Genomic DNA, 15488 nt, shown 5'->3' on the forward strand with positions numbered 1-15488 from the left:
AGTCGCACCCCTGAGCGCTTAGATCACCTTCACGGCGATCAGGCGTTCGCACCCTCTCGACGCCGGCGGACACTCACGAGAAGTGCACCGGCTCCGAGCAGCAGCAGCGCGGTGAGAACCACTCCTGTTGCGATCTCCCCACCGGTGATGGCGAGTCCAGGACCAGGAGGGGTCTCGTGGGTCGTCTCCACCGGCGGCGGGACGATGGGCGGCAGGCCAGGAGGCGTTGCCGAGCCCTCGAGGTGGTTGTTCACGATGACGCCACCGGGCACGTTCGCATCCACCGTGACCGTGTACGTCACCACGACCTGTGCGCCGATGGGCAAGGTGCCCGTCCAGCTCAGCGTCGTCCCGGCGAGCGTGGGTGCCGGGGCCGCGTCACCGTTGACGGCGGCGGTGGGCGTACCCGTCAGGTCGGCGTGGTTGAGCACCTTCGACATGTCGTCGGTCAGGACCACAGGGTCGAGCACCGTGGCTCCGGTGTTGGTGCCGGTCACCGTGTAGGTGATGCGGTCGCCACCGTTGACGCGGGTGCCCGATGCCGGGTCGCTCGTCTTGGCGATCGTGAAGCCGGGCACCGGGTGCTCGGTCTCCACAGGCGGCGGCGTGATCGGCGGGAGGCCCGGAGGCGTTGCGGAACCCGATGCGACGTTGTTGACGATGGTGCCCGCAGGCACATCGGCATTCAGCGTCACCGTGTAGGTCAGCGTCACCGACTCTCCGACGGCCAGCGACCCGTTCCACGTCAACGTCGCTCCGTCCAGCAGAGGTGCCGAACCGAGAGACGCCGACGGGGTGCCCGTGAGCTCAGCATTGTTGAGCACCTCCGACAGGTCGTCGGTGATGGTCACCGGGTCAAGAACCAGAGCACCCGTGTTGGTGCCCGTCACCGTGTAGGTGATGGTGTCGCCACCCCGGACGGCAGAGCCGGATTCCGGGTCGCTCGTCTTGGTGAGTGAGAAGCCCGGTGCACCCGGGGTGGGGTGCTCGGTCTCCACCGGCGGCGGGACGATCGGCGGCAGACCCGGAGGCGTTGCCGAACCCTCCACGTGGTTGTTCACCACTGTCGCCGGCGGCACGTCAGCGTCCAGTGTCACCGTGTAGGTGAGGACGACTGCCTCTCCGACTGCCAGAGAACCGTTCCATGTCAGCGTCGTCCCGGTCAGCACAGGTGCTGCCCCGAGAGATGCCGTCGGCGTACCGGTGAGCTCCGCGTGGTTGAGCACCTGCGACATGTCATCCGTGATGATGACCGGATCGAGCACTGTCGCGCCCGTGTTGGTGCCCGTCACCGTGTACGTGATGGTGTCACCACCGCGAACAAGGGTTCCCGGAATGGGGTCGCTGGTCTTGGTGAGCGTGAAGCCGGGCACCGGGTGCTCGGTCTCCACCGGCGGAGGCGTGATGGGCGGAAGCCCCGGAGGTGTCGCCGAGCCTTCAGCAACGTTGTTGATGATCGTGCCTGCGGGCACGTCAGCATTCAGCGTCACCGTGTAGGTCAGGACCACCGACTCTCCGACTGCGAGCGAACCGTTCCAGGTGAGCTCGTTGCCATCGAGAACCGGGGCCGCTCCCTGCGATGCCGTGGGCGTGCCCGTGAGCGTCGCATTGTTGAGCACCTCGGTCAGGTCGTCCGTGATCGTCACCGGGTCGAGAACCGTCCCGCCCGCGTTGGTCCCCGTCACCGTGTAGGTGATGGAGTCTCCACCGTTGACGCTCGTTCCCGACACGGGGTCGGACGTCTTCGTCAGTGTGAATCCGGGCACAGGGTGCTCGGTCTCCACCGGCGGCGGCGTGATGGGCGGAAGACCCGGAGGCGTCGCCGAGCCTTCAGCGACGTTGTTGATGATCGTGCCTGCAGGCACATCATCGTTCAGCGTCACCGTGTAGGTGAGCGTGACCGATGCTCCGACTGCGAGCGTGCCGTTCCAGGTCAGCGTCGTACCCGTAACCGCGGGTGCAGCGCCCTGTGAGGCGGTCGGCGTACCGGTCAGCGTCGCGTTGTTCAGCACCTGAGACAGGTCGTCCGTGATCGTGACCGGATCCAGGACCGTCGCACCGGTGTTGGTACCGGTGACCGTGTACGTGATCGTGTCACCGGCGGCGACGGCCGTTCCCGACACGGGGTCGGAGACCTTCGTCAGCTCGAAGCCGGGCACCGGGTGCTCGGTCTCCACCGGAGGCGGCGTGATGGGCGGCAGACCCGGAGGCGTCGCCGAACCCTCGACCACGTTGTTGATGATCGTCCCAGCAGGCACATCCGCATCCAGCGTCACGGTGTAGGTCAGCGTGATGGATGCTCCGACGGCGAGCGAACCGGTCCAGGCGAGCTCGTCACCCGTCAGGACCGGAGCAGCCCCCTGCGATGCTGTCGGCGTACCCGTGAGCGTCGCATTGTTCAGCACCTCAGACAGGTCATCCGTGATCGTCACCGGATCGAGGACCGTGGCACCGGTGTTGGTACCGGTCACCGTGTAGGTGATCGTGTCGCCGCCGTTGACCTCGGAACCCGACACCGGGTCAGAGGTCTTCGTCAGCGTGAAACCGGGGTCGGCCGGCACCGAGACAGGCGTGTTGTAGATGATGCACGACACCTGGGTGCCCTGCTGCGTGTTCACCCCGAAGCCGGGGTTCGCGGTGGTTCCCGCGTTCGTGACCGTGATCGCAGCGCCGGTCTCCTGGTTGGTGCAGACGGCGTTGGAGCCCGCGACTGGGAACAGCTCGTAGCCGGTCTGCTGCGTCTCCAGCACCTGCACAGCACCAGACGTGGCGGGTGCCGTGTATGCGATACCGAAGTCGACGGTTCCATCAGCGGACGTCAGGGCCGTCGTGTCACCGACGAGCGAGACACCGGCTGCCGTGGTCGTCGCGGCCATCTCCCAGTTCTCACCCGGCGTCGCCTGAGCGATGGTGCCACCCTCTGGGACGATCATCTTCTGCACCTGCAGGCTGGCGTCGCAGTTCGCGGCCAGGGATGCGAGGTATTCGGAGGCCTGATCGAAGTCGGCCGCGCGGATGTAGTCCTCATTCTCGACCGTGCCGGAGATCGCACGGAGGTTGTACGCACTCGCAGGGGTCAGTGCCGGCCCGACACCCAGAGCGATGACATGCGAGCCCTGAGCCTTGAGCTGATTCGCCGAGAAGATTCCAGCATCGACGTCCTGCATAGAGTTGAACGCCGAGGAGCCAGCGTTAGGCTGCTCCGAGTAGGTGGTCGGGTTGCCATCGGTGAGCATCACGACGAGGTCGTAAGGGTTGCCGGAGTTGGCTGCGGCAGCGAGGCCACGGTCCCAGTTCGTTCCGCCACCTGAGACCCAGCCCGCATACTGCGCCTTGAAGGCGTCAGCCTCTGCGGCCGTCGTCACGGGCAGTGGTGTCGGGTTGTTGGTGGCACCGTTGCCTGGCGAAACCTGTGAGAACGAGAACAGCGACATCGTCGTGGGGCTTCCACGGAAGGCATCGACAAACTCACCCATCGTTTCCTTGAGCGAGGCGATTCCCGCATCCCCGAGCGACCCGGAGGTGTCCGCGACGATGGCGACGTTCAGACCGCACTGCCCCAGCGGTAGGGCGGGGTTGACACGAGACTGGTTGAACACACCAGTGGTGCGGGTGACGTTCGCCCCCTGCCCTTGACCGGGCGTGTTGTCGTCCGTGCGGACGCGCATGAAGCCGAGGTCGGGGTTTTCGAGTGCGGCAGTCGCCGTCATCGGCGTGGTCGACAGGTACGTCACACCGGCACGAAGCTGCGTATCGGTGCGGAAGCGGTAGTCGATGTCGAATTCTGGGGCAGCGCCAAAGCCGCCGACCCGCACGTCCGGATTCGAATACCAGCCCTCAGGAGAAGTTCCCGTCTGGGCAACCCAGAAGCGGGTGTCCTGCGGCACTCCCGTCGCCGACGGTGCTCCGGGGCGAATCGGGATGGTGAAGTTGCAGTCGCCATCGGCATCAGAGACACACGTCGTCCACGACCACGTGGAGTCGTACTGAGCACCTGAGGCCCCCTGCGTGAAGCCTGTCGGCGTCGGCTGCGATGAGGCCGTGCCCGCGCCGAAGAGTGAGAGCTGCACGCCGGCGAGGCCCTGCGCGGCACCCGTAGAACCAGCAGCGCGGTCGCCACCGACCTTCACGGAGATCACGGCGGTATCGGCCGCGGGCACAGGTACGACAGCCTGAGCGGACGGGACCGCTCCGAGGAGAGTCATGAAGGCCGTGGCCAGCACGACGAGCATCGCAAGACTCTTGCGACGGATGGAGTCCGAATACGGCCGCGCGTTCACGCCTAGTACGCCGCTCATTGAGCTCTCCCACCGAGACACGCCCTGTCAGGAGCGTGCTGTGAACCAGTAACCATCGAGATTCCCCTCTCAACGCGCGGTGCACCCGCGCCTCATGCATTCCCTCGCTGAGCATCGAGAAGTCGATTGCTTATCGGCACACAGCGCTAATACGACGGTGGCAGAAGAGATCTGCTCGAAGCCGGGTTTGCGAGCTTTGCCGGAGCAATTGCCGAAACTGCTGTACTGCATCACGGGAGCGCACCGTTCACCAGCTCCGGCTCGAAAACGGGTGCCTAATCATCCGCGTCTTGCAGCTGAGAGGAGGGATGTTCAGAATCAGCAATACCGCTATCAATTCGTGCCAGACCGGTCGTGCCGGATACCACTGTGCCAAAGTCCTGGAGGGGGGCATTCTCCCCTTGTCCGTACGGAGCTCTTGGTGGAGTCGACAGTTTCCCTTCGTGGACTCTGCCACGACACAAGAAAGCGCTCCAGGCGGGTAGACGGTGCGCAAGCGCGGCTCGTCCGTGGTGCGCACCGCCCGGCATATCCCGGCCGGTGCCCGGTTGTCCTCCCCGACCCGGGCATGGGGAGGGGAAGAGCACCCTTCGCTCTTCCCCTCCCCCTTCTTCCTGGCTCGACTGCGGGTACGCGCACGCGTCACGGCTGATGGCCGGAGACGTCATCTCCTCCGCGTCATGAAACGCCTGACACTGCGTCTCTCAGATATGACGTCTGCACGTGTTCTCCGCGTGCCACGAGAAGAGAAGGTCTCCGATGCGCCTGGCCAAAGACACACGCGTCCTCGAGTGGGCGCACGCGGAAGCGACGCTGGCAGCGGTCGTGGCGGATTTCACAGGAGCAGGGCTACCTGCGGGTCGCGTCATCGCCAGAGTCCGGCGAAACCGGCACGGTGAGCTGCGGGTTTTCTTGCGAGTCGACAGCCGAGCGATGCGGGCGAAGGCGGAAAGCGAGAACCATCTCGCCGTGATGGTGTGTTCGTTCCTGCAGCTGGGAGAGTCATTGCGCAGTCGCGACTGGCCACGCATCCCTGGCGTCGGCGTTCTCCGTCCCGCGATCCGCAACCACAAAGCTGTGTGGGTGACGCCCGCCGACCGTGCGTTCTGCGATCTGGGAACGCTCTTCGCGCCTGCGGCCGTCGCTCGATAGGTCACTCACGGGACGCTGTACCCACGCGAAGGGGCGGACCCTGGATGACCAGGACCCGCCCTTTCGTTCACTGTCTACTGCGTGACGTGGTCACGCAGTGCTGGGTCAGACCTGCTCGCGGCGACGACGGACGGCCATCAGCACTCCACCGCCGATGAGGAGCAGCAGCGCCATGCCGACCACGCCTGTCGCGATCTCGCCACCGGTGACGGCGAGGTTCGGTCCGGGTGTGAGGGTGACCCTGATCGTCGAGGAGTTCGACGGGACGGGGTCGCCACCCGTGATGGGGGTGCCCGAGGCGACGGCGGTGTTGGTGACCGCGCCGGCCGTGACATCAGCCTCGGTGGTGCGGTACGTCGCCGTGCAGTCCACGCTCGCGCCGGGTGCCAGCGAGGCTGCTCCGGGAGCGCAGGTGACTGCGGAGAGTACACCGGTTCCCGAGAACTCGGTCTCGATGACCGTCGCGTTCAGGATGGAGATGTTGCCGGTGTTGGTGATCCGGAACGTGTACGTGATCACCTGGCCCACGCCCACCACGCTGGCGTTGTCCGCGGTCTTGACGACCGTGAGCGCGGGCTGCGGGTCGGTGGGAACCTCAACCGTCGACGGGTCCGACGGGTCCGTCGGGTCGCCACCAGGGGTGGTGCCCGTCGCGGTCGCCGTGTTGGTGAGCGTCCCCGTATCGAGATCAGCTTGCGTCACCTCGTAGGAGGCTGCGCACTCGACGAACTGGCCAGGGAGGAGAACCACGTCCGTGGGACAGTTCACCGCCGACAGCTCACCGGTTCCGGAGAACTCGCCTTCCACGACCTCGGGGTCCGTGATGGTCACGTTCCCTGTGTTCGTGATCACGAAGACGAAGAAGATCTCCTCGCCCGCGGTGCTGATGTTCTGCACGTTCGCGGTCTTCACGATCGAGACCGACGCGTCCTGCGGGGTCGGCACGAGTGCGTCATCCGGGGTGGACGTGATGGGGTCCTCGCCCGGAGGCGTCGCGGTCGCGGTCGCCGTGTTGGTGACCTCTCCCGCGTCGATGTCGGCCTGCGTCAGCGCGTAGGTCGCCTCACAGGTGACCTGCCCGCCCGGGGCGAGCGATACAGCCTGCTCGGCGGGGCAGATGATCTCCGAGAGCTCCCCGGTGCCGGAGAACTGGGTCTCGTTGATGACGACCTCCGTGAGCGTGGTGTTACCCGTGTTCGTCACGACGAACGAGTACACGACCTCTGCACCGACGACGTACTCGTCGCCGGAGATCTCACCGGACTTGACGATGGTGAGCGCCGGAGCCTGCTCGACCGGAACCTCGACCTCGGACGGCGGAGTCTCCTCCACCGGGGTGCCGGTCGGGTCTTCGCCGCCGGCGGTCGCGGCGTTGGTGATGCTGCCCGCATCGACGTCCGCCTGCGTGACCACGTAAGTGGCCTCGCACGTGATGGTGTCACCGGGGGCAACCGTCGTCGTCAGGCAGACGAGAGCAGAGAGCTCTCCGGTGCCGGTGAAAGCGACCTCGGTCACGACGACATCACTGACCGTCACGTTGCCGGTGTTGGTCACCGCGAACGTGTACGTGAGCGTCTGGCCTGCCGCGGTGATGGTCCCCGTGTCCGAGGACTTCACGATGGCGAGGGACGCTGCCGGAGGGATCGTCACGGTCTCGTCCGACGGGTCGGACTCGATCGGGTCGCCAGTGGGCGGAGTGCCCTCTGCGGTCGCGGAGTTCGTGACCGTCCCGGCGTCGACATCTGCCTGGGTCAGCACGTAGGTCGCTTCGCAGGTGACCTGCCCCGCCGGTGCGAGAGGTGCCGTGGGGCAGACGATGTCCGACAGGTCACCGGTTCCTGAGAACTCACCCTCGTTGATGACGATGTCATCGAGGGTGACGTTGCCGGTGTTGGTCACCAGGAACGAGTAGGAGATCGTGTCGCCTACGGCGTTCGCCGTGTCCGGCGTCGCGGTCTTGACCACCGAGATGCCAGGAGTGGGCTCGGCCGTGACGACAGCGTCGTCCGGATCGGAGACGACCGGGTCACCGGTGGGCGAGGTCGCCTCGCCGGAGGCGGTGTTCGTGACCTCGCCGGCGTCGATGTCCGCCTGCGTGAGCACGTACGTGGCCTCACAGGTCACCGACGCGCCAGGAACGATCGACACTGCGGTCGCAGGGCACACGACCTCGGGTAGGACACCGGTGCCCGAGAACGCATCCTCGTTCACCGCCGCATCCGTCAGAGTGACGTTTCCGGTGTTGGTCAGCAGGAACGAGTACGTCACCGTCGCGCCAGCAGCAACGACCGAGTCGGGGGTGACCGACTTGACGAGCGTCAGCGCCGGAGCGGGAGTGACGGGGATGAGTGCGTCGTCCTCGTTGGACGTCACAGGGTCACCGCCCGGGGTCTCCCCCGTGGCGCTGGCCGTGTTGGTGACCTGCTCGGCATCCACGTCCGCTTGCGTCAGCGTGTAGGTCGCCGTGCAGGTGACGAACGCGTCAGGGGCGAGCGTTGCCGCCTCCTGGCCGCAGATGATCTCGGAGAGGTCACCGGTACCGGAGAACTCGTCCTCATTGATGACGATGTCCGTCACCGTCGTGTTGCCGGTGTTGCGCACCACGAACGAGTAGGTCACGACCTGGCCCTCGATGTAGGCGTCAGGCGTGTTCGGGGTAGCCGACTTCGTCATCTCGAGCTCGGGGCTCTGCGTGGCATCGACGTCTTCGGTGGAGTCGTTGGAGACCACCGGCTCGTCCGTGCCGACTGCTGTTCCCGTCGAGGTGGCCGTGTTGGTGAAGCCGCCGGCGTCGATGTCCGCCTGCGTCACGACGTAGGCCGCCTCGCAGGTGACAGCGGCACCGACCGCGAGCGGACCGGTCGGGCAGGTGATGTCGGACAGGTCACCGGTTCCGGTGAAGGTGCCCTCGGCGATGGCGATGTCCGTCACCGGGACGTTGCCGGAGTTGGTGACCTCGAACTCGTACGCCACGTTCTGACCGGCAGCGGTGACCGTGGTCACATCAGCCGACTTCACGAGCGTGAGCGCAGGAGCGGGAGCGACTACAGGAGTCTCGGTGTCTGACGGGGGCGAGGTGACCGGAGGGCCCACAGGCGGAGTACCGGTCGCCGTCGCGGTGTTCAGCACTGCGCCAGCGGTCACGTCTTCCGACGTGATCGTGTACGTCGCCGTGCAGGTCATGTCCGCGCCCACGGCGAGCGTGGTCGCCGGGCAATCGACAGAGCCGACCTTGGGGTCGTTGACGACGACACCCGTCAGCGCCACGTCACCGGTGTTGGTGACCAGGAACGAGAACGGAATCGTGTCACCTGCGTCGGTGATGCCGTTGCCGTTCACATCGGTGGGCGTACCCGCGTCCTTGACGATGGTGAGCGCCGGAGCCTGGAAGACGACCGTGGTGTCACCGGGAGGGTTCAGACCCACCTGGGTGACGTTGCCGGGGCCGTTGGTGAACGTTCCCGGGACCGGGGACGTGACCTGCACCGATGCGGTGCAGGAGACCTGACCGGCGGTGAGGTTACCGGTCACGGCCACCGAGCTGCCACCGGCGGTAGCAGTGACCACACCGGACGAGCAGGTCGTGGTCGCAGCCGTCGGGTTTGCGATGGTCAGGCCGGCAGGCAGGCTGTCGGTGAACGACCAGCCATTCTTCGCCGCGAGCTCGGAGGTGTTCGTGATCGTGAACGTCAGCGTCGACGTACCGCCGGTGGGCGCGATCGCTGGGCTGAAGGCCTTGTCCAGCTGAGGGGTGACATCCAGGACGCGGATGTTGTCGAACGCGCCGTCGTTGCCGTTGTCCGTACCCTGCTGGTTACGCATCACGATGCCCAGCGAGGTGCCGGGAAGAAGCGTCGACGAGTTGGCGACGAAGGTGCCGTATCGGACCTGCTCGTTGGGGTCGTTGGTGTTGGATCCCGGGGGGTACACACGCAGGTTTCCGGTGGTGCCCTGGTCCACGCACGGGTTGATGGGCGAGTCGGAGACAGGAATCTCTACCCCGGCGTCGGTGCGGAGATAGAAGCGCAGCAGGGGGTTCGGGAAACCACAGGCCGTGGCCGCCGCATCGACGGAGAAGGTGACGAAGCGATTCGGCTGCGGAATGGAGACCTGACCCACCGTGGCGAACTCGACCTGATTGGCCGAGATCGGGGTGACTCCGGCGACGCCAGCACCCGTGCCGTTGGAGTTCATCGACACGGCCCGGTTACCGCCCGCGTTACCGGTCAGCAGACCCAATGCGTACGCCTTCTGAGTCGTCAAAGCGAACTGACCCGCGTTCTCGCAGTAGTTCGCCGGCCGCGCTGAAGAGAAGGAAACGATGAAGCCGTTGCAGTTCACCGGGGACAGCCAGTACGAACTGGCCGTATAACTGATCCCCTGATCGCTGGCGTAGTTGGGAAGGCGGGTCACGCCGGTCCCATTCTGGAAGTCCTCTTCGTACAGGAGCGTCGGTGCGGACGGGACGCCGGGCTGGCCGGCGACCGCGAACGCGGGTTCGGGGGCGACCGTGGCCCCTACGGCGACGAAAGTACCTGCGAGCAGGGCCCCCGCCCCGATGCTGGCGAGGATTCGGCGGATCGCTGCGCGACCTCTGCCCCGTCCTCTACTCGGCGAATGGCTCGTCATCGTAATCCCCTCCGGGCGCGGTACTCACCGCACTCTCAGAAAAAACATAGGGGAGTCTCAGATAGCAGGGCAAACGACGATGCGCGTGGGATCCGTTCACGGCAAATCCTGATCGGAGGCCATTAACCCTGCATGCTGAGATGTTTTCACGGCCTGACCGGGGACTCCCCCTACGCATGTGACAGGTCTCCGCAAGGGGCTCGACAGAAAATGAACTTTCTCGTTCGGTTCGCAAACTTGAAGAAGTATTCAATGATTCGAACGACCACATGCGTGTGTGGTGCCCACACTCCGGGTAGTGGATCACGCCATCACTGAACCGAAATTCAGCACACGCACCTCTGCGCGCCGCTTTCGCGTTCTCCGGCCGGTCACTACGGTGATCTGATGGCCAGAATCCCGAAGCCCATCGAGTACACGAGTATCGACGATCTCTCCGGTGGAGAAGTCGCAGGCGAGGACCTTCAGACGGTGATGTTCTCGATCGGCACGAAGGCATATGAGATCGATCTGAGTTCGGAGAACGCCCAGAAGCTGGTCGAGCTCCTCGAGCCCTATGTGGATGCTGCACGGCCCGTGTCGAGGTCACGGCTTGCAAGGAAGCATGCGCGTGCCGCCGGCAATGGTCATCGCGATCTGGATGCTGTGCGCGTCTGGGCGCGGAAGAACGGGCACACAGTGTCTGACAAGGGCAGGATCCCGAACGACATCCTCAGCGCGTACAACGATGCGCATTGATACCGACATCACGACGGAGTGCTCGTGGAAAGAGAATCGGGGAGGGGCGTGAGGGGCACCCCTCCCCGCGCCCGCGCCGCTACAGCGGGGGCCCCGGTGGGAGAACCGGGACAGTGTTCGGGTCACTGCACTAGGTGAGACGCGAACTGACAGGATTCATTACGCGATAACGACAAATATTCACTGCGGCGCTCGGGTGTGTGGATGAGCGTTGCGGCGGGGGCGCTCACGCGATCTCCGAGCCGTAGGCGGCAGAATCCAGATGAGGGAGGCGGCCCCCACCGCCGCCCTCATCCGTGACGCACAGGTCCCATGCACCGACCGAGGAGTACACCGTGGACGGTGAGCTCTTCGACAAGGTGACCGCTGCAGGTGCGAGCATCACCGGTCAGACGACGTTCACACCTGCGCAGGCCGATGGCAGCGTCAGCGTGGACTTCGTCATCCCGAAGGACTTCGCCGGCAGGACCCTCGTCGCATTCCAGAGCGTCACCGCCGATGGCGTGACCGTTGCAGAGCACACCGACATCGACGCCGTCGCACAGACGGTCGTCGTAGAGGACATCGCACCGACGGACCCCCTGTCGACCCCACCGATCCACCCGTGGACCCGACTGATCCGCCGGTGGATCCGACTGATCCGCCGGTGGATCCCACGAACCCGCCCGTGCTCCCGACTGATCCGCCCGTCAATCCGACGGAGCCCACCGACCCGAGAACCACACCGGTGAACGACCCGACAACCGTGATGCCGCCGACGCCGGTCGGATCTGATGTCGCAGCGGCGCATCTCGCGACGACGGGCGGCGATGCGCACGTGTCCGGAGGAGTCGTAGCAGGTCTGGTCCTCGCGATCGGAGCGGCACTGACCATGATCGGTCGTCGCCGTTCCGAAGTGCTGAGCGAGGACGCGTGACACGTCTGAGCTGAAAAGACCCAACCCCTGCACGAGAACGTGCAGGGGTTGGGTCGTTGGCTGGTGACAGAACAGGACGAGGCCGACCATCCCTTTCGGGGTGGTCGGCCTCGGCCTCAGTCAGATGCGTGCTCAGGTCTCCGCAGCCACGCGAGTGATGATGGTGGAGATGCTGACGGTCGCAGCGTTGGAGGTGAGTCCGTTGCTGTCGGACACGGTGTACTGCACTGACGTGAGCAACTGTTCGATGTCAGCGATGCTGATGAACGAGCCCACGGGCACCGTCAGCGACACCGTGATGATGCCGGTTGCCGGGTCAACGCTGGCGACCAGGTGCTCGGTCTCGATGTTCCGCTGCACGCCAGGAGTGGAGGGGTCGAGGTCGATGGTCGCCGCATCGAGTGTGGCCGGTGCGGTTGCGGATGCGTTGGCGAGCACGTCGAAGGTGAACGCCGGCGCTGCGACGATGGCGAGCTGGTCGTCCGAGCCGGGGACGAAGTCACGCTGGCTGTTCTGCCACTCGAAGGTGGCTACCGTTCCAGCGCCGCCCGCAGCGACCGGGGCGACGGCTTCGGGCTCGGGCTCCACCGGGTCCGGGTTCTCCGGGTCCGTCGGGTCCGTCGGGTCGACGGGCGGGTCGACCGTGGGCTCGGGCGTGGGGGTCACGACCGGAGCGGTGGGCTCTGTAGTCGTGACGGTGTCGCAGTTGTCCGTCGCGGCGTAGGCCTGCGTCGGAACGAGCGCAGCTCCTGAACCGCCGAGCACGACGGCCGCGGCGAGAGCCCAGGCCATTGCTGCACGACCCGGCCGTCGTGTACGTCTCTTCGCACTGACGATCAGTGCCACTCCGACGACGGTCACCAGAACCCCCACGAGGAGGAGAGGCCACGAGAAGTCGCCTCCGGTCTCCGCGAGAATCGTGCAGTTATCCATGTTCTACCTCTCCCTCGGGGCACCCTGGGTACGGGTGCCTCGTATATGAGACCTTCCGTGCGCGATTTCATTACGCGGGCACAGAAAATCCTGCTCTGTTGCATTCGCAACCAGCCGGCGGCGGTGCCGGCCCGCACGCACCCCTTCACGCAGTCTCAGGTGCGCTTGTGGATGCGATTGTGGATGCGATTGTGTGATGTGCGGGTGAACCCCAACTGCTCATAGGCATCGCATGGCGGTGTCGTCCGCGTGACTGCAACGTCAGCCCGGGCGGACACGTCGAAGGACTCGCACGGCCAGGCGATAGGCGACGGGACCGTCCAGCGAGAAGCGGGCGGCGAGCGATTCGACATCCCACAGCGTTCAGCGTTCGAGCGCGAGACAGCGCATTTCAGCGCAACCTTCCATGAGACCGCAGCAGGATTTCAACTCTGAGCGAGGAGGAGCGCGAGGCCGCCCATCTCAGCTCTCGTTGCGTGGAAGTTCAAGCGCGATCTTGCGCTGTATCTCGAATGGAAGCACTCCCGCGAGTGGCGTCATCTGACGAAGGTCGTTGCCGTGCTCTCCCTCGAGGCGAGACAGATCGATCACAGCCTCGGGCCCTCGCCGGATCGCATCCTCCCACTCCGAGAGCCACCCGCGGGCGAGGGGGCTCCGAGCCCGCGGGATCTGCTTCGCGATGTTGCGGAGCATAATCTCTCGAGCACGCTCCCAGTCGGCCAGAACGTAAGGCTCGACGGCGGCGTGAAGGGCACGGCTGAGAATCACCGTGCGATCCACGCGTCCAGGGCTGCCGGCGCGAGGGGAGCGCCCAAGGGAGGGATACGCGACCCAAGACTCTGTGATTGGTGCGTCGTGGGGCACGACCGCGTGCTCGCTGGGTATGGACGCACGTCGGAGTTCAGGGTGAAACGCTTCCCATGCATCCTCGACAAACATGGGGAGATTCAGTTCCGACCAGTGCTCAATGAGCAGGTCGCGAGCGATGAACTGAGCGATCTCGGCTTCGCTGCCTGCCTCTCGCAGAACGGTCTCGTACATCGTGCGGATCCGGACCGGCTCCGCGAGGTCATAGCTGTGGGCAGGGGTCCAGTCGATCTGCACGGGAAGCGTCACGATGCCGGCGGCTGCGCCTCTGAGGTCGGCGAGGTTGTCGACGACGAAGATGGGCTTCGTGTGTGAGAACCCCATCCGCGTTCCAGGAGCGACCGCCTGATAGACCTCCATCCCGATACCTCCTCCGGCTAATCTGCAGGTCAGGACACGATAATCCCACCACGGATCCGAATCGTAGTCTCGACCTACTAATCGCGGTCGTGGAGATCCGTGTCCTTCTCCTGTGACTGCCAGTTGTCGAACAGCGCTCGAATGTCTGCCTCGGTGAGCGGGCGGGCCGTGCGCATGACGTAGTAGTCAACGAATCGCCGCACGTCATGGGAGTAGTACACAGGACCGTCCGCGCTGATGGCGTATGTCTTCGTCATCATGTACTCGCGGAACCTCACCATGTGTTCACATAGGACACCCTCGAGGAGCGCCTCGGAGTAGCCATACTCGTGATCGGGTTCGGGAAGCGGATCGGCAGCTGGCGTAGCCATAGTTCGATCATCCCGGTTTCACGACGCTTTCGTAAACATCATGGCTGGATGACGAAAGCCCTCCGCTTCCGTTGACGTAATGGAACCCTAGTGTTCTCGGCGTCTCGGTACAGGCTGGCAAACGGATGGTCGCGGGCGACATCCGTTCGGGTCAGCGCGTGTTCGTGTAGGGCGCGTACTAACGGATCGTCTTCGTGGAGACCGCCCGTAACCACCCGCTGGAGGTCTCACCATCAATGATGGCGTCCACGGCCTCCAGGGTCATCTCAACCATCGTCCCGTCCGTCCACCCCGAAGCCACGGCTTCGTCGACGAACACCGTCAGGTCCTGGGCTCCGCCCTGTGCTTTCAACATGACAAAGTAGTCGCCGGTTGCGCCGGTCATCCACAGATCGGACATAAAGAGTTCGCCTGTGAGCGTGAAGCGATCTCCTGTCTTGATGCCGCCCATTTCGGCAGAGTTAAGCTTGTCGAGGAGTTCATCGACAGTCGTTGACACTCCGTCCGACACCTCGGTCGCCGACTCTTCCTCCACAGGCGCACTCTCCTCGGAATCAGCCAACGGTTCACTGCTCGGCGCGACTGCTTGCGCGCTGGGCGTTTTCACCGGAGCTGGCTCCACGTCGCCGTCATCGTTGCTGAAGGTAGCCATGATGCCGATGAAAATAAACAAGACGACCAACACCCCGCCGATGATCGCAAGCACGCGCCACGGCGTCTTCGACGAGGGACGACGGAAGACGAGCTCTGAGCGTAGTTTGCCGGGATTTTGGCTGACCAGCTCCCAGCCGTCGCCCTCGCGTTTCGAGATCGTCTTTTCCTCGGTGCCCCGGATAACCTTGACTGTCTCGGTGTCGTACTTAACGTCCTTGTCGGACGGTGCGCCAGTCTTCAGAGCCACTGTTCTTCCTCTCGCTGATCCCCGAGAGAAACCATCGCTGCAGGGCATTCATCCGGAGTGTATCGAACTCGGAGAGCGCCACTGGGGGTGGAGGGACCAGCTGGTCGCAGCATCGACGGCTTCCGATACGGTGCTCGTATGAATCGGCCAGTGAACGACCGGCAGCTCGAAGTCCTGCGATGGATCGCCGACGGCTGCCCCGCGGGCAAATGGGCCGAGGACGACAACGTTCACAAGATCAGTGCCGCAGCGCCTAAGTCTCGAGGCCTCGCGACCGTCACCGGCCACGGCAGAACTTGGTCCGCCATGGTCACCGACGCAGG

9 protein-coding genes are annotated in these 15488 nt (G+C 65.0%); 3 read left to right on the forward strand and 6 right to left on the reverse strand.

Annotated features, from left to right (window positions below):
• Positions 1 to 38: 38 nt before the first annotated feature.
• On the reverse strand, positions 39 to 4319 hold the full coding sequence (locus KV396_RS14975; protein ID WP_247956216.1) for a DUF7927 domain-containing protein: 4281 nt from the start codon (positions 4317 to 4319) through the stop codon (positions 39 to 41).
• 1236 nt (positions 4320 to 5555) lie between these two features.
• Positions 5556 to 9863 (reverse strand): DUF7507 domain-containing protein, encoded by a 4308-nt coding sequence (locus KV396_RS14980; RefSeq protein ID WP_247956217.1) that lies wholly within the window; start codon positions 9861 to 9863, stop codon positions 5556 to 5558.
• 603 nt (positions 9864 to 10466) lie between these two features.
• Here KV396_RS14980 and KV396_RS14985 point away from each other — a divergent pair.
• The 3 genes from KV396_RS14985 to KV396_RS14995 all read left to right on the forward strand — a co-directional run bounded on the left by KV396_RS14985 (position 10467) and on the right by KV396_RS14995 (position 11733).
• On the forward strand, positions 10467 to 10817 hold the full coding sequence (locus KV396_RS14985; RefSeq protein WP_247956218.1) for a histone-like nucleoid-structuring protein Lsr2: 351 nt from the start codon (positions 10467 to 10469) through the stop codon (positions 10815 to 10817).
• Positions 10818 to 11152: 335 nt separating this feature from the next.
• Positions 11153 to 11548, forward strand: a complete 396-nt coding sequence (locus tag KV396_RS14990; protein WP_247956219.1) for a VaFE repeat-containing surface-anchored protein — start codon at positions 11153 to 11155, stop codon at positions 11546 to 11548.
• Entirely contained in the window at positions 11545 to 11733 is a 189-nt protein-coding gene (locus tag KV396_RS14995) for an LPXTG cell wall anchor domain-containing protein (RefSeq protein WP_247956220.1), read from the forward strand. The genes KV396_RS14990 and KV396_RS14995 overlap by 4 nt, the downstream gene beginning before the upstream one ends.
• Positions 11734 to 11865: 132 nt before the next feature.
• On the opposite strand, the gene KV396_RS15000 is transcribed toward KV396_RS14995, so the two are convergent.
• The 4 genes from KV396_RS15000 to KV396_RS15015 all read right to left on the reverse strand — a co-directional run bounded on the left by KV396_RS15000 (position 11866) and on the right by KV396_RS15015 (position 15165).
• Positions 11866 to 12666: an LPXTG cell wall anchor domain-containing protein gene (locus KV396_RS15000; RefSeq protein WP_247956221.1), complete on the reverse strand. Its 801-nt coding sequence runs from the start codon at positions 12664 to 12666 to the stop codon at positions 11866 to 11868.
• Positions 12667 to 13128: 462 nt separating this feature from the next.
• Positions 13129 to 13893: a hypothetical protein gene (locus KV396_RS15005; RefSeq protein ID WP_247956222.1), complete on the reverse strand. Its 765-nt coding sequence runs from the start codon at positions 13891 to 13893 to the stop codon at positions 13129 to 13131.
• 77 nt (positions 13894 to 13970) lie between these two features.
• Complete coding sequence (locus KV396_RS15010; RefSeq protein ID WP_247956223.1) at positions 13971 to 14264, reverse strand: hypothetical protein; 294 nt, start codon at positions 14262 to 14264, stop codon at positions 13971 to 13973.
• A gap of 178 nt (positions 14265 to 14442) precedes the next feature.
• On the reverse strand, positions 14443 to 15165 hold the full coding sequence (locus tag KV396_RS15015) for a hypothetical protein (protein ID WP_247956224.1): 723 nt from the start codon (positions 15163 to 15165) through the stop codon (positions 14443 to 14445).
• Positions 15166 to 15488: the final 323 nt, after the last annotated feature.

Source organism: Microbacterium galbinum (genome assembly GCF_023101185.1).
Lineage (GTDB): Bacteria > Actinomycetota > Actinomycetes > Actinomycetales > Microbacteriaceae > Microbacterium > Microbacterium galbinum.